This is a genomic window from Vibrio sp. V04_P4A5T148 (assembly GCF_963875605.1).
Taxonomy (GTDB): domain Bacteria; phylum Pseudomonadota; class Gammaproteobacteria; order Enterobacterales; family Vibrionaceae; genus Vibrio; species Vibrio anguillarum.
Genome location: NZ_CAWNMS010000044.1, coordinates 17,708 through 41,715 on the forward strand (window position 1 = coordinate 17,708; position 24,008 = coordinate 41,715).

Annotated in this window: 19 protein-coding genes; 11 read left to right on the forward strand and 8 right to left on the reverse strand. The window is 47.3% G+C overall.

The features are described 5' to 3' along the window. From AACT18_RS09350 to AACT18_RS09365, 4 genes are all read right to left on the reverse strand, one after another. Nucleotides 1-1,014: a Fe(3+) ABC transporter substrate-binding protein gene (locus AACT18_RS09350; RefSeq protein ID WP_088720897.1), complete on the reverse strand. Its 1,014-nt coding sequence runs from the start codon at nt 1,012-1,014 to the stop codon at nt 1-3. Nucleotides 1,015-1,154: 140 nt separating this feature from the next. Then, nucleotides 1,155-2,384, reverse strand: coding sequence for an ammonium transporter (locus tag AACT18_RS09355; protein ID WP_026029024.1), 1,230 nt, complete (start codon nt 2,382-2,384; stop codon nt 1,155-1,157). Nucleotides 2,385-2,411: 27 nt separating this feature from the next. Beyond that, nucleotides 2,412-2,750 (reverse strand): P-II family nitrogen regulator, encoded by a 339-nt coding sequence (locus AACT18_RS09360; RefSeq protein ID WP_010317537.1) that lies wholly within the window; start codon nt 2,748-2,750, stop codon nt 2,412-2,414. A 191-nt stretch (nt 2,751-2,941) separates the two neighbouring features. Continuing rightward, nucleotides 2,942-3,328 carry a YacL family protein gene (locus tag AACT18_RS09365; RefSeq protein WP_010317535.1) on the reverse strand — a complete coding sequence of 129 codons (387 nt, stop codon included), beginning with the start codon at nt 3,326-3,328 and terminating at the stop codon, nt 2,942-2,944. Nucleotides 3,329-3,409: 81 nt separating this feature from the next. On the opposite strand from AACT18_RS09365, the gene AACT18_RS09370 reads away from it, so the two are divergent. The 3 genes from AACT18_RS09370 to AACT18_RS09380 all read left to right on the forward strand — a co-directional run bounded on the left by AACT18_RS09370 (nt 3,410) and on the right by AACT18_RS09380 (nt 7,114). After that, entirely contained in the window at nt 3,410-4,555 is a 1,146-nt protein-coding gene (locus tag AACT18_RS09370; protein WP_017048371.1) for a sugar diacid recognition domain-containing protein, read from the forward strand. A 133-nt stretch (nt 4,556-4,688) separates the two neighbouring features. Next, nucleotides 4,689-5,954, forward strand: a complete 1,266-nt coding sequence (locus AACT18_RS09375; RefSeq protein ID WP_013857655.1) for a GntP family permease — start codon at nt 4,689-4,691, stop codon at nt 5,952-5,954. Nucleotides 5,955-5,974: 20 nt separating this feature from the next. Beyond that, nucleotides 5,975-7,114: a glycerate kinase gene (locus tag AACT18_RS09380; protein ID WP_094124412.1), complete on the forward strand. Its 1,140-nt coding sequence runs from the start codon at nt 5,975-5,977 to the stop codon at nt 7,112-7,114. 212 nt (nt 7,115-7,326) lie between these two features. Here AACT18_RS09380 and acnB read toward each other — a convergent pair whose 3' ends face one another. From acnB to hrpB, 4 genes are all read right to left on the reverse strand, one after another. Further along, a complete protein-coding gene (acnB, locus tag AACT18_RS09385) occupies nt 7,327-9,924 on the reverse strand; it encodes a bifunctional aconitate hydratase 2/2-methylisocitrate dehydratase (RefSeq protein WP_094124663.1) in 2,598 nt (865 codons plus the stop codon). Nucleotides 9,925-10,170: 246 nt separating this feature from the next. Further along, a complete protein-coding gene (locus AACT18_RS09390; protein WP_176428311.1) occupies nt 10,171-12,429 on the reverse strand; it encodes a patatin-like phospholipase family protein in 2,259 nt (752 codons plus the stop codon). A gap of 88 nt (nt 12,430-12,517) precedes the next feature. Continuing rightward, nucleotides 12,518-14,866 (reverse strand): penicillin-binding protein 1B, encoded by a 2,349-nt coding sequence (gene mrcB, locus AACT18_RS09395; RefSeq protein ID WP_094125447.1) that lies wholly within the window; start codon nt 14,864-14,866, stop codon nt 12,518-12,520. Beyond that, on the reverse strand, nt 14,863-17,331 hold the full coding sequence (gene hrpB, locus AACT18_RS09400) for an ATP-dependent helicase HrpB (protein WP_094125448.1): 2,469 nt from the start codon (nt 17,329-17,331) through the stop codon (nt 14,863-14,865). Before hrpB ends, mrcB begins: the two co-directional genes overlap by 4 nt. A 55-nt stretch (nt 17,332-17,386) precedes the next feature. Between hrpB and sfsA the strand changes: the two genes are divergently transcribed. The 8 genes from sfsA to AACT18_RS09440 all read left to right on the forward strand — a co-directional run. Then, the gene (gene sfsA / locus AACT18_RS09405; protein WP_017049757.1) at nt 17,387-18,127 is read left to right on the forward strand and encodes a DNA/RNA nuclease SfsA; all 741 of its coding nucleotides are present in this window, start codon (nt 17,387-17,389) and stop codon (nt 18,125-18,127) included. Between the two features lie 139 nt (nt 18,128-18,266). After that, nucleotides 18,267-18,713, forward strand: coding sequence for an RNA polymerase-binding protein DksA (gene dksA / locus AACT18_RS09410; protein WP_013857662.1), 447 nt, complete (start codon nt 18,267-18,269; stop codon nt 18,711-18,713). A gap of 92 nt (nt 18,714-18,805) precedes the next feature. Further along, the gene (gene gluQRS / locus AACT18_RS09415; RefSeq protein WP_017043010.1) at nt 18,806-19,675 is read left to right on the forward strand and encodes a tRNA glutamyl-Q(34) synthetase GluQRS; all 870 of its coding nucleotides are present in this window, start codon (nt 18,806-18,808) and stop codon (nt 19,673-19,675) included. A 107-nt stretch (nt 19,676-19,782) separates the two neighbouring features. Next, nucleotides 19,783-21,144: a polynucleotide adenylyltransferase PcnB gene (gene pcnB, locus AACT18_RS09420; RefSeq protein ID WP_026028232.1), complete on the forward strand. Its 1,362-nt coding sequence runs from the start codon at nt 19,783-19,785 to the stop codon at nt 21,142-21,144. Then, nucleotides 21,141-21,647 carry a 2-amino-4-hydroxy-6-hydroxymethyldihydropteridine diphosphokinase gene (folK, locus tag AACT18_RS09425; RefSeq protein WP_094125449.1) on the forward strand — a complete coding sequence of 169 codons (507 nt, stop codon included), beginning with the start codon at nt 21,141-21,143 and terminating at the stop codon, nt 21,645-21,647. Before pcnB ends, folK begins: the two co-directional genes overlap by 4 nt. Next, complete coding sequence (gene panB, locus AACT18_RS09430) at nt 21,647-22,441, forward strand: 3-methyl-2-oxobutanoate hydroxymethyltransferase (protein ID WP_010319550.1); 795 nt, start codon at nt 21,647-21,649, stop codon at nt 22,439-22,441. Before folK ends, panB begins: the two co-directional genes overlap by 1 nt. A gap of 11 nt (nt 22,442-22,452) precedes the next feature. Beyond that, entirely contained in the window at nt 22,453-23,334 is an 882-nt protein-coding gene (panC, locus tag AACT18_RS09435) for a pantoate--beta-alanine ligase (RefSeq protein ID WP_094125450.1), read from the forward strand. A 558-nt stretch (nt 23,335-23,892) separates the two neighbouring features. Continuing rightward, the coding region (locus AACT18_RS09440; RefSeq protein WP_176428319.1) for an IS4/Tn5 family transposase DNA-binding protein at nt 23,893-24,008 on the forward strand (116 nt) is incomplete at its 3' end.

Consider the following 24,008-nt stretch of genomic DNA (forward strand, 5'->3'; position numbering starts at 1 on the left):
TTAAAGGTCAAATTTCACTTCATCAAGCAGCTTAATTGCCGCGGCATGATTGTCGGCAATTTTTTCGAGCGGCAGTGGATCTGCTTTAAAATCGCCCCATGAAGCGACTAGTGCAGAACGCTCAACACCTGCTTTTACTGGGTATTCAAAGTTGACGTCAGCGTACATGTGCTGTGCTTTATCGCTGGTCAAAAACTCCATCAGCTTAACTGCGTTTTCTTTGTTAGGCGCGTACTTCGCCATCGCCATACCACTCACGTTAACGTGCGTGCCTTGCGCATTCTGGCCGGGGAAGTTGATGTAGACGGCTTCAGCCCATGATTTTTGCTTATCATCAGCTAACATTTTCCCTAAATAATAGCTATTACCCAATGAGACATCACACAAACCTTCTTTAATCGCTTTAACTTGGTCACGATCGTTACCTTGAGGCTTACGTGCTAAATTTGCTTTGACACCTTCAAGCCAAACTTTAGTGCTCGCTTCGCCTTGCTCTGCAATCATGGATGCAACCAGCGCCACGTTGTAAGGGTGCTTACCACTACGAGTACAGATTTTGCCTTTAAATTCAGGCTTCGCGAGGTCAGCGTAATTGAAGTCATCACCCAGCTTGCCTACGCGATCGCGTGATGAGTAGACGCTACGGGTACGTATTGTTAGTGCAAACCACTCATCTGCGCTATCGCGATATTGGGCGGGAATGTTAGTTTCAATGGTTTTGTTATCCACCGCTTGGACTAAACCTTTTTCAGATAACTCAAAAAGACGGCTAAATTCTGAGGTTAAAATCACATCAGCAGGGCTGTACTCACCCTCTTGTACCAATTTCTCAGCAATCCCTTCTTTCGCAAACTTCACATTCACTTTAATGCCCGTTTGTTGAGTGAACTCTTTAAACATCGGCTCAATCAAAAATGGTTGGCGGTATGAGTAAACGTTAACCTCCTCTGCCGCCATCGCGCTCGGAGCCATCACACTACATGCCATCGCAGACAGAGTAAGCAGTTTCTTCATTTCTAGTTCCCTTTAAAATTGGTAATGATAATGTTTATCAGTTTCGTTATTATATTGATGATAGATTGAAAAACAATTCAATCAATAAAAAAACCTGCCTTAATCGGCAGGTTTTTAGGTAGGTTATCTGTAAGGAAATATTACTTTATTGTCACGAATTCTGGGTAGGCCCCCACCCCACAGTCGTGCATATCCATCCCTTCTAATTCTTCTTCTTCCGAAACTCGAATGCCTATCGTTGCCTTCAGGATGCCCCAAACCACAAGGCTTGCACCAAATACCCAAGCGAAAATCACTGCGGCTCCAAGTAGTTGAGCGCCAAAGCTCGCATCAGTATTGCTGATTGGCACAACCATTAAACCGAACAAACCACATACGCCATGTACTGAAATTGCGCCCACAGGATCGTCAATTTTCACTTTATCAAGGGCTATAATGCTAAACACAACCAACACACCCGCTACAGCACCAATCGCTACCGCATACAGTGGTGATGGAGAGAGAGGATCAGCGGTAATAGCCACTAACCCGGCCAACGCACCGTTGAGTACCATGGTTAAATCCGCTTTACCCCAAGTGGTTTTACACACTAATAGAGCCGCGATAGAACCCGCTGCTGCAGCGGCATTGGTGTTGAGGAAAATCTGACCAACCGCTGTTGCGTTTTCAAAATCAGACAGCATTAGTTGTGAACCACCGTTAAAACCAAACCAGCCAAACCACAGGATAAATGTACCCAAAGTCGCAAGTGGCATGTTGGAGCCCGGAATAGGGTAAATTTCACCATTTTTACCGTATTTACCTTTACGTGCTCCCAACAAGATGACCCCAGCTAGCGCCGCCGATGCACCCGCTAAGTGAACAATACCAGAGCCGGCAAAATCACTGAAACCGGCAGCTGAAAGAAAGCCACCACCCCAAGTCCAATAGCCTTCCATTGGGTAAATGAATGCGGTCAAAATGACGGAAAAAATAAGGAACGACCACAATTTCATTCGCTCAGCGACAGCGCCAGAAACCACCGACATCGCGGTTGCCACAAACACCACTTGGAAGAAAAAGTCTGATTCAAGGGAGTGATCCGCGCCTTCTGCTTGGCTACCTATCAAGGAGCCGAATGAAGGCAGCCAGCCTGCTTCTGCGTTATCAACATACATAATGTTGTAACCAACCACTAAATACGTGGTACAGGCAATCGCGTACAAACAAAAGTTTTTGGTTAAAATTTCAGTGGTGTTTTTAGAACGAACTAAACCCGCCTCTAGCATGGCAAAGCCAGCCGCCATCCACATCACCAACGCACCCGAAATCAAGAAAAAAAACGTATCGAGTGCGTAACGTAGCTCTGTTACCGTTGCTGCTAATTCCATAATGGTTATCTCCAATCCTTTGAATCTTTACAGTGCTTCACTGTCCATTTCGCCAGTACGAATACGCACAGCTTGGCTGAGGTCATACACAAAAATTTTTCCGTCACCAATTTTTCCGGTGTGCGCCGCTTTGATAATCGCCTCTATCACGCGATCGACATTTTCAGCTTGTGTCGCTATTTCTAATTTCACTTTAGGCAGAAAATCGACTTGATATTCCGCGCCTCGGTAGAGCTCGGTGTGCCCTTTTTGGCGACCAAAGCCTTTCACTTCGGAAACCGTCATCCCTTCGATGCCGACATCGGCCAAAGCTTCACGCACATCGTCTAACTTAAATGGTTTAATTATCGCGTTGATCAGTTTCATTGCATCCTCTCACAAGCAGTAGTCCGTTTACGATCAATACAATCCAAGCCGCGTGCCAACTTTTTAACTTAATGATTTTAAAAGATTTGCAACCATTTCTTATGCCAAAAAGAAAAGGGTTGCACAAATAAGGTGCAACCCTTTCCCACAAATAAAGCGAAGTGTTTAATCTTCACCAGTTTTGTGCAGCGCTAAGTGAAGTCCGCAGGTGAGTAACGTACAAATTCGCACCACTGCTTGATCATCAAAGCAAAATCATCAATGCCGCAGCTTGCAGTGCTTTCACAATCGTAAAAATCAAACTCACTGTCACTATCAAGCGCTTCACCATGCGTCAAAACATTGGCCTGAACCGTGACCTCATCGGCAAGAATCATCACGCTGATTTCCTGCCCCTCAAGCGTCTGCTCTTGATTAAATGCACGTTTCGATGCTGCCATTAGCGCAATAACTTGATCTATTTTGGGAAGATCGTTGCTGATCTCCTCTTGTAGCCAACGGCCAATAATTTCGTGCCCCATCGAAAAAGAGCAGTAATAGCTCCCATCTAGGGTGTTTTTTTTAAATTCGTAGTCCATCGGGTTCTCGATATTGGTGCTTGGGGATACGGATAACTTTGTTATTATCGGTGATTATGGCTAACGAAACCACTTGAGATTATGCAGATCACAGAAACCACCGCACGCCAGATTGTAGAAAGAGCGATGAAGATCATCACTTATTCAGTCAACGTAATGGATGAAAAGGGACGCATTATTGGCTCAGGTGATCCCACTCGTTTGCACCAGAAACACGAAGGGGCGATTTTAGCCATCAATGAAAATCGAGTGGTTGAAATTGATCATGCCACCGCCAGTTACCTAAAAGGCGTTAAACCCGGCATCAATTTCCCCATCATTTATCAACAACGAGTGATCGGCGTGGTTGGAATTTCCGGTAACCCAACGGAGGTTCACCGTTATGGCGAGCTGGTCAAAATGACGGCGGAGCTTATCGTTGAACAAGCCGCACTGATGGCACAAGTACAGTGGAATAAGCGCCACCGTGAAGAGCTGCTATTACAACTAATTCAAGGTGCCACTCTCAACGAAACACAGCTCAATTCAATCGCCGAGCGATTAGGGCTCGACCTTTCCCAGCCGCGTATCGCTGCCGTGGTCAAATTGATCCCAGATAACGATACCGCCTTATCGCTAGAACACTTACAGCAGTTGGTGCATCTGCTGGAATACCCTGAACGGGACAATTTGGTGGGGATCATTTCAGTTTCTCACAACGAAGTAGTGGTTTTAAAACCCATCTCACTCACCGAAAAAGGTTGGTCACAAGAGGCCGAAACTAAACGAGTCAATCAACTGTTGAAGCGAGTGAAAAAAGAGGGCAAATTCACCATCAAAATTGCACTAGGTGATTATTTTCCAACGCTCTCTGGGCTGGCTCAATCTTATCAAACCGCCAAGTTGACGATGCAAGCCTCCCACCATAAACAGGGAGACGTCTTCTTTTATCAAGATGATAAGTTACCTGTACTGCTCAATAGCGTACAGCATGAGCCATGGAGCCGCGAGCAGTTACGCCAACCTTATACCCTGCTGGAACGGTATGATACTAAGGGAATATTAATTAAAACCCTCCGCCATTATTTTGAGCAAAACTGCGATGTTCATCAAACTTGCCAAGCACTGCATATTCACCGTAATACCTTGCGCTATAGGCTTGAAAAAATTGAGCAAGTAACCGCTTTAAAATTCAATCAGTTAAATGACATTACTCACCTTTATTTGGCTTTATCTTGCTTCAAATAAAAACATAAAATTGTGCATTTGCACAATTAATCAGTCGCGTCAAAGCCAGTAATCTGTGCAATAGACCGAAGACTCTTTTATTTTTGCTCCCTATATTGCAGCCAATCACTGATAAAAAATATGGATATAGAAGATGATTGAAGTTTCAACTCTCGGAGCTCTGGCCGCATTAGTCGTAGCTATCACGCTCATTCTAAAAAAAGTACCACCCGCCTATGGCATGATCATCGGCGCGTTGGTCGGTGGCGTGATCGGCGGTGTATCGCTGACCGACACCGTTGCTCTGATGATTGGTGGCGCACAAGGCATTGTGACCGCAGTACTACGCATTCTTGCAGCAGGTATTTTGGCTGGTGTATTGATTGAATCAGGCGCTGCCACTTCCATTGCAGAAACCATAGTGAAAAAGGTTGGAGAAACTCGCGCTTTATTTGCCTTGGCCTTAGCAACCTTAATTTTGACTGCGGTCGGCGTGTTTGTCGACGTAGCAGTAATCACCGTATCTCCTATCGCTCTGGCGATCGCTCGCCGTGCCGATCTCTCCAAGGCGGCCATTCTGCTAGCGATGATTGGCGGCGGTAAAGCGGGTAACGTAATGTCACCTAACCCTAATGCGATTGCCGCAGCCGACGCGTTTAACGTGCCACTTACTTCTGTAATGGCGGCGGGTATTATTCCTGGGATCTGCGGGCTTATTGTGGCTTACTTGATTGCCAAACGTTTAGTCAATAAAGGAAGTAAAGTCTCCGCCAGTGAAGTCGTTGCGGTGGATCATTCTAGGCTACCCCGCTTTAGCTCAGCGATCATCGCACCATTAGTGGCGATTGTGTTACTCGCACTACGCCCTATCGCTGGCATCAATGTGGATCCTTTAATTGCACTCCCATTAGGCGGGTTAGTCGGTGCGGTCGTGATGGGACGATTTGCAGACACTAACCACTTCGCGGTTTCAGGTTTAACACGCATGGCTCCGGTTGCGGTTATGCTGCTTGGTACTGGTACTTTAGCCGGCATCATCGCCAATTCAGGTCTTAAAGGCGGTTTAATCGAAGTACTGACCGCTTCTGGGTTACCTTCTTACCTGCTTGCACCGATCTCAGGTGCAATGATGTCACTGGCAACCGCTTCAACCACCGCAGGTACAGCCGTTGCCTCCAGCGTCTTTAGCTCCACTATACTCGAGCTAGGCGTACCCGCGCTGGCAGGGGCTGCCATGATCCATTCAGGTGCGACCGTACTTGATCATATGCCACACGGTAGTTTCTTCCACGCCACGGGCGGAGCGGTACATATGGACATTCGTGAGCGTCTCACCTTAATTCCTTATGAATCGGCAGTAGGTTTAGTGATTGCCTTCATTTCTGTGATGATTTTTGGCGTATTTGGTCTGTTTGTTTAACGCAGTTAAGGTGTTAAAAAATGAAAATTGTTATTGCTCCAGATTCTTATAAAGAGAGCCTAACGGCAATGGAAGTCGCCACCGCGATAGAGAATGGATTCAAACAAGTGTTACCCGATGCGCACTACATTAAGTTACCGATGGCCGATGGCGGCGAAGGGACGGTCCAATCACTGGTTGATGCCACTAATGGATCGATTGTTACCACAACGGTGACGGCGCCGCTAGGTGAGCAAGTCGAGGCTTTTTATGGCTTAATGGGTGATGGTAAAACAGCGATCATTGAGATGGCGGCCGCATCGGGCTTACACCTGGTGCCGCCAGAGCAACGCAACCCAATGAACACCACCAGCTACGGTACTGGTGAGCTGATTAAAACCGTGCTTGATCAAGGTGTTGAACACATCATCATCGGCATTGGTGGCAGTGCAACCAACGATGGTGGCCTCGGCATGGCGCAAGCCCTCGGCATTAAACTGCTTGATTCAGATGGTAATCCATTAGGCTTTGGTGGCGGTGAATTGTCAAAACTGGCCTCGATTGATCTCACACTACTGGACCCACGTTTAGCCCGCATCAAACTGGAGGTCGCCTGCGATGTCGATAATCCACTGTGCGGCGTACAAGGCGCTTCGCACGTCTTTGGCCCACAAAAAGGAGCAACACCCGAGATGGTCGCGCAACTTGATGCCAACCTTGCGCATTATGCAAACATCATCAAAACGCAATTAGGTCGTGATGTTAAAGAGATGCCGGGTGCTGGCGCGGCAGGCGGTTTAGGTGCGGCGCTGGTTGGTCTACTAGGAGCGAGCCTTCGTCCGGGCATTGAAATTGTGATGGATGCCGTGAACCTTAGCGATGTGGTAAAGGATGCCGATTTAGTCATCACTGGGGAAGGACGCATTGATAGCCAAACCATTCACGGTAAAACGCCAATCGGTGTTGCGCGCACTGCCAAACTTTTTTCCGTGCCAGTGATCGGCATTGCAGGCTGCTTGTCAGCAGACTGCGCCGTTGTTCACCCACATGGCATTGATGCGGTATTCAGTGTCGTTCCACGCTCGGTCGACTTGCCTACAGCCCTTGCCGAAGCGGCGCAAAATGTAGAAATGACCGCGCGTAATGTCGCGTGTGTTTTTAGCTTGTCTCACAGGCAATAACTATTTCGCTGAATACCATATGACGTTCACACTCATTTTAACTCCATTGACAGAACAACGTTATGAATTATGGGTCAAGTCATTGTTGGCGGAGCATTGCAGCCACCAATCGAACTTAATCTAATGTTATTTCAGCATTGAGTGAGAAGCTAGAATGGTAAAAAGCCACCGAATCGGTGGCTTTTTTATTAGGAGGTTAGCTTGGATAGCTCTTACACCGTTTGCTGGACAATCACACTGTCCGCTTTTTTAGTGTATTGCGTCATACGATGGAAGTTGAGGTAGCGATAGGTATCAGCTGCAGTTGCGTTGATCTGCTTCGCGTACTCTAGGTACTCTTCCAGTGTTGGAATGCGGCCTAAAATGGCACCCACGGCCGACAACTCTGCCGAAGCAAGGTAAACATTCGCGCCAGTCCCTAAACGGTTCGGGAAGTTACGGGTCGAAGTCGACATGACGGTCGCTTTATCGGCAACACGCGCTTGGTTACCCATGCATAACGAACATCCTGGAGTTTCAATGCGTACCCCAGCGCGGCCAAAGATGCCGTAATAGCCCTCTTCGATAAGCTGATCTTTGTCCATCTTAGTCGGTGGCGCAACCCACAAACGTGTGTCTAACTGACCATTGAACTTCTCAAGCAATTTACCTGCCGCACGGAAGTGACCAATGTTGGTCATACAAGAACCGATGAAGACTTCATCAATAGGCGTACCTTGTACATCAGAAAGTAAGCGCGCATCGTCTGGGTCATTTGGCGCACATAAAATCGGCTCTTTAATCTCAGCAAGATCAATCTCAATCACATGTGCGTATTCTGCATCACTATCCGCTTGCATCAACTCAGGATTGGCTAGCCACGCTTCCATCGCCGTAATGCGACGCTCGATAGTACGGCGGTCACCATAACCTTCGGCGATCATCCACTTCAACATAGTGATGTTAGAGTTGAGGTACTCTTCAATTGAGGCTTGTGACAATTTAACCGTACAACCCGCCGCACTGCGTTCTGCCGAGGCATCAGAAAGTTCAAACGCTTGCTCAACCGTTAAGTGCTCAACCCCTTCGATTTCTAGCACACGGCCAGAGAATTCGTTAATTTTCCCCGCTTTCGCCACTGTAAGCAGGCCTTGCTTAATCCCGTAATAAGGAATCGCGTGCACTAGATCGCGCAGCGTGATGCCCGGCTGCATTTCACCTTTGAAACGCACCAAGACAGATTCTGGCATATCCAGTGGCATCACACCCGTTGCGGCCGCAAAAGCAACCAAGCCAGAACCGGCTGGGAATGAAATGCCAAGCGGGAAGCGTGTATGCGAGTCACCACCAGTACCGACGGTATCAGGTAACAACATGCGGTTTAGCCATGAGTGAATAACGCCATCACCCGGACGCAGTGAAACACCGCCACGGTTCATGATGAAATCAGGCAAGGTATGATGGGTATTCACATCAACAGGCTTTGGATAAGCCGAGGTATGACAGAAAGATTGCATGACTAAATCAGCAGAGAAACCAAGACACGCCAAATCTTTCAATTCATCACGTGTCATCGGGCCAGTGGTATCTTGCGATCCAACCGTGGTCATTTTAGGTTCGCAGTAAGTCCCCGGGCGAACACCCGTCACGCCGCATGCTTTACCAACCATTTTCTGAGCCAGTGTATAACCTTTACCTGTATCAGCCACTGCAACTGGGCGACGAAATACTGTTGACGCTTCTAAGCCTAGTGCTTCGCGTGCTTTATCCGTTAAACCACGACCAACGATCAGTGGAATACGGCCGCCAGCGCGCACTTCATCAATCAATACGTCGGTTTTAAGCTTGAACGTAGCAAGCACTTCGCCAGTGTCGTGGTTACACACTTTGCCTTCAAATGGGTAAACATCAATCACATCACCCATGTTGAGTTTGGTAACGTCAACTTCAATCGGCAACGCGCCGGCATCTTCCATGGTGTTGAAGAAGATAGGTGCAATTTTACCGCCGAGCACGTAGCCACCCGCGCGTTTATTAGGCACAAATGGGATGTCGTCACCCATAAACCACAAAACAGAGTTAGTCGCGGATTTACGAGACGAGCCTGTACCGACCACATCACCCACATAGACTAGCTGATGGCCTTTCTCTTTTAGAGCTTCGATTTGAGTGATAGGGCCAATGCTGCCTGCTTTATCGGGTTGAATGCCTTCACGTTCATTTTTCAACATAGCCAGTGCATGCACTGGAATATCTGGGCGTGACCATGCATCTGGCGCTGGTGACAAATCATCAGTATTGGTTTCACCAGTAACTTTAAATACGGTTAGCGTGATCTTCTCTTGAAGCGCCGGTTTTGAAAGGAACCATTCCGCGTCTGCCCATGATTGCAGCACTTTTTGTGCATGTGCATTACCCGCTTTTGCTTTCTCTTCTACGTCATAGAACGCATCAAACATCAGTAGAGTACGCGATAGTGCATCAGCCGCAATCGGTGCCAGCTCAGCATCATCAAGCAATGAGACTAGCGGCTCGATGTTATAACCACCTTGCATAGTTCCGAGTAGTTGCGCAGCTTTTGCGCGGCTCACTAACGGTGAAGAGACCTCACCTTTAGTGATGGCGGTTAAAAAGCCCGCTTTAACATAAGCGGCCTCATCCACACCGGGAGGAATTCGATTTTCAAGGAGATCAAGCATGAACGCTTCTTCACCTTGAGGGGGATTTTTCAACAGTTCAACAAGTCCTGCGACTTGTTCAGCATTTAGGGGTCTAGGAACAACTCCTTCGGCAGCACGCTCTGCGACGTGTTTACGGTAGGCTTCAAGCACGACTTTTTCCTCTCATTGCGGTTTACCCCATTATTATTGACATGATGGGCAAACATCCTTGGAAACTTGGCTCTCCATTGCCAGATATTTTTATGTAATCAGCGGCAGAGAGGCCAAACTGTGGGACGAAGAATAGCAAATTTAACTTTAAATTAAAATCTTATCATTTTGACCAACATAGCAACTTAAGACTAAAGTTCTATGATTTTTGAGTCACTTACCGCCCACTTTTCAGCTCAATTCTCGCTAAAAGGTAGTGCCAATACTCAAGTATATCGAATCAAAATTATCTTCGGTTCGACCATAAGCAAACATAATAGGTCCAATCGGAGAATCAACACCGGCAAACACCGATCCCGCACCGTATAATGGGGCGGTATCAAAGCTTAGATCAGGATCAGACCATACACCGCCGTATTCTATTGATGCTCCGACATAAAATGGGGAACTGAACAGGCCAAAGTCATTATCAAACCAGCGATAACGATACACCAAACTGGTGAACGCTTTATTCTGTCCAATCAAGCTGTTACGAGGGATACCCGATAAATTTAAGAAACCACCAATGGATTTAGGGTTTATCGGCTCACTAGAATTTTTACTTTGTACCACACCGTAATCAAGATTACCGACCAAAGTATGCCTGCCAAGGCTATAAGCAGCGATCAATTCACCGGAAAATTCATACACCGTATCGTTTGATTCAAGATCGGAAGAGACGCCAGAAACTTTATCGTGCGATGCAAGATACTCAAGATCAAGATAAACACCGCGGGTAGGCAAGCTGAAGTCATCTAAGGTATCAATGCGGTAGTTAGCAAACACACCAGCACGGGTGTAATCCATATTTCCCATGGATGGCCAATTTGAGACTTCAGCCTCCCCGTCGGTATAGCGGATCCCTACCTTAAACTCTCGCCATAATTTATCTTGATAACCAAGCGACAATTCTCCAATCCATTCTAAATACGCGATCGGTAAATAATCTTTACTGGCTTCTAGACTGGTGTCATCAAACCCTTGCATTGGCTTATTACGTTTATCATTGCTAAACGTGACCAAGGCAGAGGTAAACGCTTTTTGCCCTGAGAACAGAGGAGAAAAAAGCTCCGCTTCGATGATCTTATCGGTGCCCATTTCTAGATTGAAACGTAATTCAGAACCAAACGAATTTAAGTTAGTGAAATTGGAAGAGATACCCAGCGCATACTGACTATCCGTATGAAAATCATCTTCTAAGAAAAAGCGAAAATTGAGGTAATTTGGCCCCCAAGATTTCTCTTTTACATCGATGACCAATTGGTTCTTTCCTTCAAATTCTCGGTATTCATAGGTCACTAACTCAAAGCGATCCAATGCATAGAGATTTTCGACCGTCGCTTCAATCTGCTCGGTTGATAGCGGCTGTCCTGTCTTTAAATGTAAACGGTTTTTTAACAATTGATCGCTGTAATGACTGCGGTTGTTGAGTACGATTTCATCAACCTTTACATCATCGCCATAAATTAAAGCCCTGCGGCGAGCTTGTTTTGCTTCCACATAGCGTTGATAACTAGCACTCGATAATGACAACGAAGCCAATACCGATTGGTTCGCCATTGCGATATCGTACCCTTTCCTATAAGCCGTAGGCATTTTATCAAATTCAGTGGTTTCCATACTGCCGACATCAGGGCGTAAAAATACATCTCGCTCATTCAATAAACGTGCTTGTTTTTGAGTGCTTCTTTGTACGAGATAGTTGGAAAGCTGATCGGCTACCGTCAAAAAGGTGGTGAAAGCTTCTTGGTTTTTGTAATCGGTACTGATATCTATCGCGATAACAATATCAGCCCCTAAGGCACGTGCAACATCAACAGGCATGTTATTGGTCACACCGCCATCGACTAACCAACGACCATTAACTTCGTAAGGTGGCAGTGCTCCGGGTACTGACATACTCGCCATCATCGCATCCACTAAATAGCCACGATCCAACACTACTTCCTCAAGAGCAATGATATCAGTGGCTACCGCGCGATAAGGGATAGGCAGTTGGTCAAAGGACTGAAATTCAGAGAGATTGCCCGACGTTTCTCGCAAAATACGCAACATATTCTGCCCTTGCACCACACCGCGTGGTGCGCGGATCTCCCCCCAACGCAGTCCAAGGTCGGTGGTCAGTTGATAGCGGTCTTCGTACTCTTTATCCCGAACACGACGTTGGCTACGGTTGACCCGGTCACGATAACCTTCATTCCAATCTACGCTGTAAATTAAACTTTCAATTTCATCGGCGCTCATACCACTGGCATAGAGGCCGCCCACATAAGCGCCCATGCTGGTACCAGTAATGAAATCAACGGGGATGCGCATCTCTTCCAGCGCTTTGAGAACGCCAATGTGCGCTGCACCTTTTGCTCCGCCACCAGCAAGTACCACAGCAATCTTGGGGCGCGCAGCACTGTCCAGCATAGGTTTTTCAGCTTGTGGCTCATCAGCCACCGCGAAAGTCGCAGGAAACATGAATACCAAGAACAATAAGTTACTTAAAAACTGTTTCACGACTCTTCCTTAAATCCCTTTGAAATCAATTTAATATAAACTCCCCCAGCTACCACTGAAAGAGATTTTTTAACCATTGTCCTGGTTGTTTATCACAGCTCTGTTTCAATGCGCCGCTTTTATCCCACATAGGCAGTTTAAATTCGTTGTGACAATCTTGGACTAATTCACCCTCGGCACTGGTTTTAAAGCCAATCGTGGTAATGCCTTGCGGCCAAGGAAGAAGTAATTTTTCTGGGATCCGATGTTGTAAATATTCCGCGTACACCCGTAATGCACCACTCGAACCCGTAAGTTTGATCGGCTGATTATCATCGCGGCCAAGCCAAACCGTGGTGACTTCACGACCATCCACCCCGACAAACCAACTGTCGCGGCTATCGTTAGTGGTACCAGTTTTCCCCGCCAATGCCGCCCAAGCGAACTGATTATTGAGATAGCGCCCGGTCCCTTCAAGTACTCCTCGCTTCATCGCATAAGTTGTAAGCCACGCCGCTTGCTGCTCAACGGCTTGGGATACTTTGGGAATTGATTGATAGAGCACATTGCCCTCTAAATCCAATACCGAGCGCAGCGCCGATAAGGGCGCTTTTTTACCCGAGTTGGTTAAGGTTTGGTACATCTGCGCCACTTGATAAGGCGTCAGAGAGAACGCGCCAAGAAACATCGACGGTACAGGACGGATCTCCTCTTTGTTGACACCAAGCCGCACCAAAGTGTCAGAAACTTGTTCAATCCCAAGCTGCATGCCCAATTGTACCGTGGGCACATTCAGTGATTTAGCTAACGCGAGATACAACGGCACTTCACCACGGAACTGACGATCAAAATTGCGTGGTGACCACACTTCGCCTTTATTCCCTTTGAGTGTGATGGGTTTATCGATAAGCGTGCTGGCTAAGTTATATTTATCTGGCTGTGCGAGTGCGGTGAGATAGACCGCTGGTTTGACTAACGAGCCGATAGGACGGCTTGCATTTAAAGCTCGGTTAAAGCCGTCATAACCGGTCTGTTTACCGCCAACCATGGCACGGATTTCACCACTGGTTCGATCAACAGCGATTGCTGCGGCTTCTAAGTTTTTCCCCGCCGTTTTGGAAAGCACTGGAATTTGTCGATCAATCGCCAGCTCCAATTTGACTTGCGAAACAGGATCGAGCGAGGTAAAAACGCGCAAGCCAGTATCCGCTTTGAAGGCGTCGCCCACTTTCTCTTTCAGTTCAATTTTTAACTGCTGAAAATACGCTGGCTGCCGGCTGGCAATGTGAGGATGCTTTTGCACATCTAACGGTCGACTGGCCGCTTGTTCAAACTGTTTAGCCGTCAAAATATCTTGCTGCATCATCAGCTTTAAAACCAAGTCGCGACGCTCTTTAGCACGTTCAGGGTAACGCGTAGGGTTATAATAAGAAGGCCCTTTAACCATGCCCACCAACAACGCTAATTGATCAATGCGCAATTCTTGCAATGGTTGACCGAAATAAAGCCGTGAGGCGAGGCCGAAACCGTGAATCGCCTCACCGCCACTTTGCCCCAAATAAACCTCGTTTAGGTAGGCTTCTAAAATGCGATCTTTACTGTAGCGATAGTCGATGATAAGCGCCATATAGGCTTCGCGAACTTTACGCCATAAGGTTCGATCACTGGATAAGAAAATATTTTTTGCCAGCTGTTGAGTTAACGTGCTGCCGCCTTGCACAGTGCGCCCTGCCTTGATATTGGCCATTAAAGCACGGGCAATCGCAAACGGAGAGATGCCATCATGTTGATAAAAATAGCGATCTTCGGTCGCAAGTAGCGCATCCACCATCACTTCAGGAAACTGATCACGACGTAAAAATAGCCGCTGCTCATCGTTGCCTTTTTCAAGCATGCCGAGCATTTTGGGCTCAATACGCAAGTAACCTAAATCCCCTTTTTGCTCAAGAGATTGGATACGAACTAAACCGCTGTCATTAAAATGGAGCATCACATGGCGGTCAGGCTCAGGGCCATCGGCAAACTCAAAAGGGCGGCGGATGATCTCAATTTTGCTTGATGATGAAGAGTACTCGCCAGCATAGCGTGGCTGGTTCACTTTGCGATAGTTGAGTACATCAAGCTCATTGCGCAGCTCTTGCAGCGGGATGTAATCACCGGGTGCTAAATTCAAAATGCGCGCATACACGACGGTCGGTAAATCAAAAAGCTGACCTTCGAAGCGTTGTTTAACCACGCTATTTAAGTAAATACCAACAAACAACAGCACCGCAGCCAGTGCAAGGCTCAGTTTCCAGCCAATACCCCACACAATTTTCCACCATGCTTTGCGTGGAGGTGAAGGCTTCTTGGCCGGGCGACGTGAAGGTTTTTTTACGCTATTTTTTTGAGTGCCCGTAGGCTTTTTCTGGGTTGTCATTGTGCTAATTGCCGCTTAGTTTTCGTCGTCGCTATGTGGTTGGCAGGATCATCAGGCCAAACGTGTTTTGGGTAACGCCCTTTCATCTCTTTTTGTACTTCTTTATAAGCGCCCTGCCAGAAACCGGCGAGATCTTGAGTTACCTGCAAAGGCCGCTGCGCAGGTGAGAGCAGTTCCATCACCACTTTTTTGCGCCCTTGAGCGATGGTGGGGGAATCTTGCTCGCCAAACATCTCCTGCATACGAACCGACAACATCGGCTCCGCGCCCAGTTGATAGCGAATGGCGGCTCGATTACCTGTGGGTAGCGGGTGGTGAGTTGGAAGCCAGCGATCAATCTCTTGGTTTAATGGCCAGCCTAAATAGGCATTGAGTGCATCAAGAAGCGGTACTTTCGCTAACGCTTTGACCGATTTTACTCCGACTAAATAGGGGGCTAACCAAATTTCAAGATCATCAAGCAGCGCTTGTTCCTCTACAGCAGGCCACGCCGCTTCCGGTAGCCATTGCGCAGCGCAACGTATGCGCGTTAATAAAGCGCTCGCCGCTTCGCTCCACTGTAATACCGATAGCCCCTTGCGACGGACATAATTGAGCAAGGCTTGCGTCATGTTTTCATGAGCAGGCTCTGGCAGCGCTTCACGCTCAATGACCAATTTACCGCACAGGGTTAGCCTTTCCGCGCACAGTTTCCCCGCTTTCTCATCCCAATCGACTCGTTCTTGTGTACTAAATAGCTCTGGAAAATGGGCTTGCAGCGCATCAATATCCAACTCTGTCGCAACAAAGATTTGACTCGCTTGTGAACCGCTGCGCATTAAATCCACCACCACTAAATAGTGCGCGCCCGCGAGGCGTTCATCATCACGCATTTGCGCGCCGTGACCATTCGCCAGTAAAAACTGCCCCCGTTGCGACTCGCTGCGGCGCTGAGCAATGCGATCGGGAAAAGCCAAACTCAGCACTAACGCCAGCAATGATTCATCCACTTTTTTTAGCTGAAATTGGCCACCGAGGGCGCGCGCAAGCGTCGTGGCACGCTGATGTAAGTTTTGTGTTTTAGGGTGAGTCGCTTGCTGCCAACGCATTAAGCTATGTTGTAAATCCAGCACATTACGCTCAGGCTCTTCCAATAAAGCGGTCACAGCGAGCGCCGTATTTAGCATTGAATTACTCGTTTGATGGGCTTTGAGCAACATACTCACCAGCCTTGGTTCCACACCGAGTGACTGCGCTTTTTTACCCAATGCGCTGAGCTGCTGTTTGCTGTCCATCAAACCAAGCGTATGTAATAGACTCCAAGCTTGCTGCATCGCTGCTGGTGGTGGAGTATCTAGCCAAGGCAAATCGTTAACCGACACCACACCCCACTGCGCAAGCTCCATCGCCAAAGGCGCTAAGTCACTGTGCAATATTTCCGCGCTCGGTACATTGGGTTGCTGCTTATATTGTGCTTCGCTGTAAAGGCGCAAACAGATGCCGGGTTCTAGGCGTCCGGCGCGCCCCGTGCGTTGCTGCGCCGATGACTGGGCAATTTTCACTTGCTCTAAACGAGTGATGCCCGTTTTAAGATCAAACTTCGCTATCCGCTCTAGCCCTGCATCCACCACTAAGCGTATCCCCTCAATGGTCAGCGATGTTTCGGCAATATTAGTCGCTAGCACAATTTTCCGTTTGCCGGCTACTGCAGGCGCAATCGCTTTTTGCTGCGCTTGTAGACTCAACTGCCCGTATAAAGGACAAATATCAAACTCATCGGCTAAGTGTGCGAGCTGCTGTTCAAGCTGTTTAATGGCTAAAACGCCAGGTAAAAATGCCAGCAGAGAGCCACTTTCAGCTCGCATCAAGCCTTCAATCTGTTTGCTCATCGTCGGCACAAGATAATCATTGGCTCGCAGCGGTGCATAGCGCACTTCAACTGGATAAGCACGACCTTCAGATTGCACATAAAGCGCTTGGGGTAATAATGACTGTAATGCCAGTTGATCTAAGGTTGCCGACATTACGACGATTTTAAGATCTTCTCGCAGCGCTGATTGCACTTCCAAACTCAATGCGAGAGCCGTATCCGCGTGAATACTCCGCTCGTGATACTCATCGAAGATCAAGAGATCGATTCCGCTTAGCTCAGGATCGGTTTGGATCATACGTGTCATGATCCCTTCTGTCACAATTTCAAGCTGTGTCGCTGCGCTGACTTTACTCTCACCACGCATACGATAGCCGACAGTTTGCCCAACACTCTCACCTAATTGCTGTGCTAAATAGCAAGCAATACTGCGCGCCGCCAAACGACGCGGTTCAAGCATGATGATCTTACCCGTGAATAATTGCGCTTTTAATAGCTGTAACGGGAAATGGGTCGACTTACCCGCGCCAGGAGCGGCTTTGACAATCATCTGTGGGTGAGCTTGTACTCCCGCCAGCAGCTCGGGCATCACAGCTTGAATGGGCAATTGTGACAATGTGCAATCCTTATGGTTAAATGGCGGCAACATTGTACATAAAAACAGTAGATAAATGCAGTTCAATCCTCCACTTCGATCCGCGACCTTGCTCAAACGCTACAAGCGTTTTTTGGCCGACATTGAGTTTGCCGATGGTCAACAAGAGACTATTCACTGCGCCAATACTGGCGCGATGACGGGCTGCGCCGAGGCGGGTAATCGTGTCTGGTTCTCCACCTCGGACAACCCTAAACGTAAATACCCACACAGTTGGGAGCTGACTGAAACCCAGCAAGGCCACTGCATTTGCGTCAACACGGCTCGGGCGAATACGCTGGCAGTAGAAGCGATTCAAAACGGCATCATCAAAGAGCTGCAAGGGTATGAGCAATTACAAACTGAAGTGCGCTACGGCCAAGAAAATAGCCGAATTGATATCTTGCTCAAATCACCCTCTAAACCGACGTGCTATATAGAAGTGAAAAGCGTCACCTTATTGGATGAGCGTTACTCTCCACACGACGATGTCGCCTGCAATTCAGGGCAAGGTTATTTCCCCGATGCCGTCACAACGCGTGGACAAAAGCATTTGCGTGAATTAACGGAAATGGCAAAAAGTGGAAGCAGAGCAGTACTTTTGTTTGCTGTTTTGCATTCAGGGATTGAAAAAGTCTCGCCTGCACTCCATATAGACGCAAACTATTCACTATTATTGAAACAAGCGCAAAAAGAAGGGGTGGAAGTACTGTGCTACAAGGCTGTACTTTCAAGGAATGAAATCAAGCTCGTTAACACTGTAGAATTCGCCCATTAGTGACAAAAAATTGATGGCGCCTTCACATTGACAATAAGTTTACGATTGAGTGTTTGCCTCCTATAGATCTTTTTGCTATAGATACCCGCCTAAAATTAGCTGCTCGCGCAGTTGACTAGGTGTTAGTAGGAGATGCTGCATGCCGGAATTAAAGAAAAAAGCGATAGGCATCCTAGCCATTGCAGGTGTTGAGCCGTATCAGGAAAAGCCAGGTGAAGAGTATATGTCACCTGAGCAAATAGCTCACTTTACAAAAATTTTAAGTGCTTGGCGCAACCAACTTCGTGAAGAAGTTGAGCGTACCGTTCACCATATGCAAGATGAAGCCGCAAACTTTCCCGATCCCGTTGATCGCGCTTCTCAAGAAGAAGAATTCAGCTTGGAATTGCGTAACCGTGACCGTGAACGTCGCTTGATCAAGAAAATTGAAAAAACATTAAGCAAAATTGAAGAAGATGATTTTGGTTTTTGTGAATCTTGTGGCGTGGAAATCGGCGTTCGTCGCTTAGAAGCTCGACCAACAGCGGACCTTTGCATTGACTGCAAAACGCTAGCCGAACTTAAAGAAAAACAGATGCAAGGTTAATCTTACCTTTTGTTTGTGTTAAAAAAGGGAGCTAAAGCTCCCTTTTTGTTTTCACTCGATACCCAAATAACTTGTAACTTGGATGAATCGCAATGCACTATATTGGCCGATTTGCCCCATCACCTTCAGGCCCACTTCATTTTGGTTCTTTGATCGCTGCACTTGGCAGCTACTTTCAAGCAAAATCACAGCAAGGTAAGTGGTTGGTTCGCATCGAAGATTTAGATCCGCCAAGGGAAATGCCAGGAGCCTCCACCCTGATACTTCAAGCCATCGAAGCCTATGGTTTGCATTGGGATGACGAGGTGGTTTATCAAAGCCAGCGCCACACTTTATACCAAGATCAAATTGAGGCTTGGCTTGAATCAGGGCAAGCCTATTATTGTGATTGCACGCGTAAACAAATTAAACAGATAGGTGGCTTTTATCCCGGTACATGCCGCTATAAAAAACCAACATTAACCGAAGATTGCGCGGTTAGGTTGCGTGTTGATACACCGGTAGAGTCATTTTTCGACCAAAAACATGGCGAAATTCACATTCCTAAAGCATTAGCACAGGAAGACTTCATCATTAAGCGACGTGACGGTTTATTTGCTTATAATCTTGCCGTAGTGCTCGATGATATCGATCAAGGAGTGACGGAAGTGGTACGGGGAGCCGATTTAATTGAACCAACAGGACGACAAATCAGCTTGTATCATTGCTTACATAAAACTCCGGTAAGCTACCTTCACCTGCCGCTCGCGATGGATGGTAATGGCAATAAATTATCCAAACAGAATCATGCCACAGCCATTGATATTCAAAACCCTAAACCTACCTTGCTTAAGGCAATGCGCTTTTTAGGGTTTGAGATAAAACAAGAGATTAGCGACGCTTCCATCGATGAAATTATCTTTTGGGGCAGTCAGAATTGGCACGTTGAACAACTCCCTCGGGAGACCGAGATCACACCGTGATTCTCAAAAGGCTATCCTTACGCTATGATTAGCCGCAAAATCGTCCCGAACGGGCACTTTAAATAACAAAAGCAAGGTTGGCAAAAACCAATTATTGCCAGATGCACATGAATAAAAACGACTATACACCACGCGAAAATCGCGTTTACCAAGACTTAGCTCTAAATATTATCACTCGTGATGAACACAATATTTCGCGCAAGCAAATCAGCGATAATGCGCTCAAGGTGCTATACCGACTTCATGGCGCAGGTTTTGACGCCTATTTAGTCGGTGGTGGAGTACGCGACCTACTATTAGGTGAGACACCAAAAGATTTTGATATCGCCACTAATGCAACACCAGAGCAAATACGCCAACAGTTTCGCAATTGCCGCTTGATCGGCCGTCGCTTTCGCTTAGCGCACATCATGTTTGGCCGCGACGTAGTGGAAGTGGCGACTTTCCGTGGACACCATCAAGAGCCGAGCCAAAACGTCTCAGCACAATCTGAAGCGGGTATGCTGCTTCGTGATAACGTCTACGGCACCATTGATGAAGATGCTGAACGCCGTGACTTCACGATTAACGCCATGTATTACAACATCGGTGATTACAGCATTCATGATTATGCTGGCGGCATGGACGACTTAGAAGATAAGCTCATCCGCTTAATTGGCGATCCTGAAACGCGCTACCGTGAAGACCCAGTGCGCATGTTGCGTGCGATTCGTTTTGCGGCCAAGCTCGATTTCGATATCGAAGAAGAGACTGCCGACCCAATCGAACATCTTGCTCCTTTACTGCAAGATATTCCTGCGGCACGTTTGTACGAAGAATCGCTAAAGATGCTGCAAACCGGCCACGGTTTAGAAACCTACCACTTAATGCGTGAGTACAACCTGTTCCAGCAGTTGTTCCCTGTGATAGCTCAAGAGTTCACTCCAGACTACGACTCGCACACAGAACAGATGTTGGATCTGGTCTTAGACTCAACCGACCTGCGTATTGAAGAAGGTAAACGCATCAACCCAGCCTTCATGTTTGCGGCCATGTTCTGGTACCCGACAGTGAAACTGGCTGATGCGTTAATGCAGCAGCGTAATTTCGCCTATTACGACGCCGTCATGGAAGCGAGTAACCTCATCCTTGACCAAGTGGTGAAAACCCTTGCCATACCTCGTCGTCATACCGCGACAATTCGCGAAATTTGGCAATTGCAGTTGCGCTTACCACGTCGCAATGGGAAACGCGCCTTCCGCCTTATGGAGCTCAACAAATTCCGAGCGGGTTTTGATTTTCTACAAATGCGTGGCGAGATCGAAGGCGGAGAAACGAAGAAGCTGGCTGACTGGTGGACAACGTTTGAAAGCGCCGGGCGGGATATGCGCCAAGCGATGGCAAATGATTTGGAAAGTGGCGCAAGTAACAAACCCAATGTACGCCGCCGCAGAAGCCCACGTAATAAAAAGAGCCGCCCAGAATCATGATTCTCGTTTATATTGCTGTTGGCAGTAATTTAGGCGACCCAATCGCGCAAGCTGAGCAGGCCATTGAAGCCTTGAAATGTTTGCCACACTCTCGATTTTTAAGCGCCTCATCCTTGTACAGTAGTACACCGATGGGGCCACAAAACCAGCCCGATTACATCAATGCGGTGGTTGCGATAGAAACCGATTTAACGCCACTTGAGCTGCTCGATTGCACACAAAATATCGAGTTAGAGCAAGGGCGAGTTCGCAAAGAAGAACGTTGGGGGCCAAGAACGCTCGATCTGGATATTCTTCTTTACGGCAATGAGGTGATCGATTCCGAGCGATTGACCATTCCTCACTACGGAATGAAAGTACGTGAATTCGTGCTCTACCCGCTCGCCGAAATCGCACCAAGTTTACAACTCCCTGATGGGACTGAGCTCAATCAACTGTTACCGCTCGTCGAACGTAACGGGCTCGGTATTTGGCACTCGCCAGCGCCTCGTAAGGACATTTAATGAAAAAAATCACCATAAACGATCTGATCCAATGGAAACAACAAGGTCGTAAATTTGCAACCGTCACCGCGTATGACGCAAGCTTTGCTCAGCTTTTTGAAAGCCAAGAGATGCCTGTATTATTAGTGGGCGATTCTCTGGGCATGGTGCTACAAGGTCACACAGATACCCTACCCGTCACCGTTGAAGAGATTGCCTACCACACACGCAGCGTGCGTGCTGGTAGCCCTAACTGTTTATTGATGGCTGATATGCCTTTTATGAGCTACGCCACACCACAACAAGCCTGTGAAAGCGCCGCTAAATTGATGCAAGCGGGTGCAAATATGGTCAAAATCGAAGGTGGTGATTGGCTGGTCGAGACGGTGAAAATGCTGACTGAACGCGCGGTTCCGGTTTGCGCACACCTTGGTTTAACTCCACAATCGGTCAATATTTTTGGTGGCTATAAAGTACAAGGCCGCGACCAAGAAAAAGCAGATCGAATGGTCAAAGACGCGTTGGCGCTCCAAGAAGCGGGCGCACAAATTGTGTTATTAGAGTGTGTACCGGCCAGCCTAGCAGCGCGAATTACCGAAGTGCTTGATGTGCCAGTGATTGGCATTGGCGCAGGTAACGTGACCGATGGACAAATTCTAGTAATGCACGATATGTTCGGAATTTCGGCGAATTACATGCCAAAATTCTCGAAAAACTTTCTTGCTGAAACAGGGGATATGCGTAAAGCCGTCGCAAAATACATCGCAGATGTAGAAAGTGCCGCTTTCCCTGATGACGCTCATACCATCGCCTAAAGGAGATATTCATGCAAACTTTTGCTGACATTTCAGCTCTTCGCGAGCAGATCAAACAGTATAAGCGTGAAGGCCGCCGAGTCGCTTTTGTGCCGACCATGGGCAATTTACATGAAGGCCACTTAACCCTAGTGCGTAAAGCACGTGAAGAGGGCAATGTGGTCGTGGTCAGTATTTTTGTTAACCCGATGCAATTTGACCGCGCGGATGACTTAAATAACTACCCGAGAACACTGGATGAAGACTTAAGTAAACTCAACGCGGAAGCGGTTGATTTGGTCTTTACCCCAACCCCAGAAATAATGTACCCGCAAGGATTAGAAAAACAGACCTTTGTTGAAGTACCGGGGCTTTCTCATATGCTCGAAGGCGCATCAAGACCAGGGCATTTCCGTGGCGTTGCAACCATAGTTGCTAAGCTGTTCAACATAGTGCAGCCGAATGTTGCCTGTTTTGGTGAAAAAGATTTTCAACAGTTAGCGGTGATCCGCCAAATGGTCAGCGATCTTTGTATGGATATCGAGATTGTCGGCGTCCCTACCGTCCGTGAAATGGATGGCTTGGCGATGAGTTCACGTAACGGGCTGCTGACGTTAGATGAACGCCAACGTGCTCCTGTCCTTGCTCGCACCATGCGTTGGATAAGCAGTGCACTGCGTGGTGGCCGCGACGATTACGCGTCGATCATTGAAGATGCCAGTGATCAACTGCGCGCCGCAGGTCTGCACCCTGATGAGCTATTTATTCGCGATGCGAAAACGCTGCAATTGATCTCGAACGAGACCACACAAGCGGTAATCTTAGTGTCTGCATTTCTGGGTAAAGTACGCTTAATCGACAACCAAGTGTTGGAATTTAGCGCCGAAACGAAAGCGGACCCTGAAGAAGAGTAATTGCTATTTCAAGTGATGAAGTGATGACTCATTCTCACTTCAAAACCGTATATTGAAAAGGTCGCCCATAAGGAGCGACCTTTTTTGTCTCGTTATTTAACTGAGGTTAACGCGATTGTCGGAGAACAATATAGTTTGATCATTTTTGAGGTTTGTTACTACTACTGAGATTAATGAAATGACAATAAATAGAGATTAATTTCTAGCTCATTTTTGGACAAAAACTGTTTCAGCAAGCCACGTCGATCATCATTAATGGCTTACTCCCAACGATCACAAACTAATTCCCTCCCCCTAAAAGGGGGAGGAACAGAACCGTTATGAGCTTCTACTTTAAAGCATTAAGTGGCAAAAACTGTTTTAGCAAACCACATCTATCATCATAAATAGCTTACTCCCAACGCTCACAAAACTAATTCCCTCCCCTTCAAGGGGAGGGTTAGGGTCTGTCTCTTATACACAAATCCCCAAGCCTCTGCTTGGGGATTTTTTTGAACTAATTTTATGTTTCATGATCTGATCATCTAAGCAATAACAAGGATGATTAGAATGACTTATATAGAACCAACCCTCTGGGCACAAAAGCAATTTGGTCAAGCTCACCTCAATGACCCAAGACGTACTCAAAGACTCGTTGCCCTAGCTGCCTCTCTGGCCGAGCAACCTGGCGTACC

Excerpts from the sequence above, each read along its gene's own strand:
- AACT18_RS09355 (WP_026029024.1), bottom strand. The coding sequence starts at position 2,384 with ATGGAATTAGCAGCAACGGTAACAGAGCTACGTTACGCACTCGATACG.
- panB (WP_010319550.1), top strand. The coding sequence starts at position 21,647 with ATGAAAAAAATCACCATAAACGATCTGATCCAATGGAAACAACAAGGT.
- panC (WP_094125450.1), top strand. The coding sequence starts at position 22,453 with ATGCAAACTTTTGCTGACATTTCAGCTCTTCGCGAGCAGATCAAACAG.
- AACT18_RS09360 (WP_010317537.1), bottom strand. The coding sequence starts at position 2,750 with ATGAAACTGATCAACGCGATAATTAAACCATTTAAGTTAGACGATGTG.
- dksA (WP_013857662.1), top strand. The coding sequence starts at position 18,267 with ATGCCGGAATTAAAGAAAAAAGCGATAGGCATCCTAGCCATTGCAGGT.
- AACT18_RS09375 (WP_013857655.1), top strand. The coding sequence starts at position 4,689 with ATGATTGAAGTTTCAACTCTCGGAGCTCTGGCCGCATTAGTCGTAGCT.
- folK (WP_094125449.1), top strand. The coding sequence starts at position 21,141 with ATGATTCTCGTTTATATTGCTGTTGGCAGTAATTTAGGCGACCCAATC.
- AACT18_RS09350 (WP_088720897.1), bottom strand. The coding sequence starts at position 1,014 with ATGAAGAAACTGCTTACTCTGTCTGCGATGGCATGTAGTGTGATGGCT.
- sfsA (WP_017049757.1), top strand. The coding sequence starts at position 17,387 with ATGCAGTTCAATCCTCCACTTCGATCCGCGACCTTGCTCAAACGCTAC.
- AACT18_RS09390 (WP_176428311.1), bottom strand. The coding sequence starts at position 12,429 with ATGTTTCCTGCGACTTTCGCGGTGGCTGATGAGCCACAAGCTGAAAAA.
- gluQRS (WP_017043010.1), top strand. The coding sequence starts at position 18,806 with ATGCACTATATTGGCCGATTTGCCCCATCACCTTCAGGCCCACTTCAT.
- AACT18_RS09380 (WP_094124412.1), top strand. The coding sequence starts at position 5,975 with ATGAAAATTGTTATTGCTCCAGATTCTTATAAAGAGAGCCTAACGGCA.
- pcnB (WP_026028232.1), top strand. The coding sequence starts at position 19,783 with ATGAATAAAAACGACTATACACCACGCGAAAATCGCGTTTACCAAGAC.
- AACT18_RS09365 (WP_010317535.1), bottom strand. The coding sequence starts at position 3,328 with ATGGACTACGAATTTAAAAAAAACACCCTAGATGGGAGCTATTACTGC.
- mrcB (WP_094125447.1), bottom strand. The coding sequence starts at position 14,866 with ATGACAACCCAGAAAAAGCCTACGGGCACTCAAAAAAATAGCGTAAAA.
- AACT18_RS09370 (WP_017048371.1), top strand. The coding sequence starts at position 3,410 with ATGCAGATCACAGAAACCACCGCACGCCAGATTGTAGAAAGAGCGATG.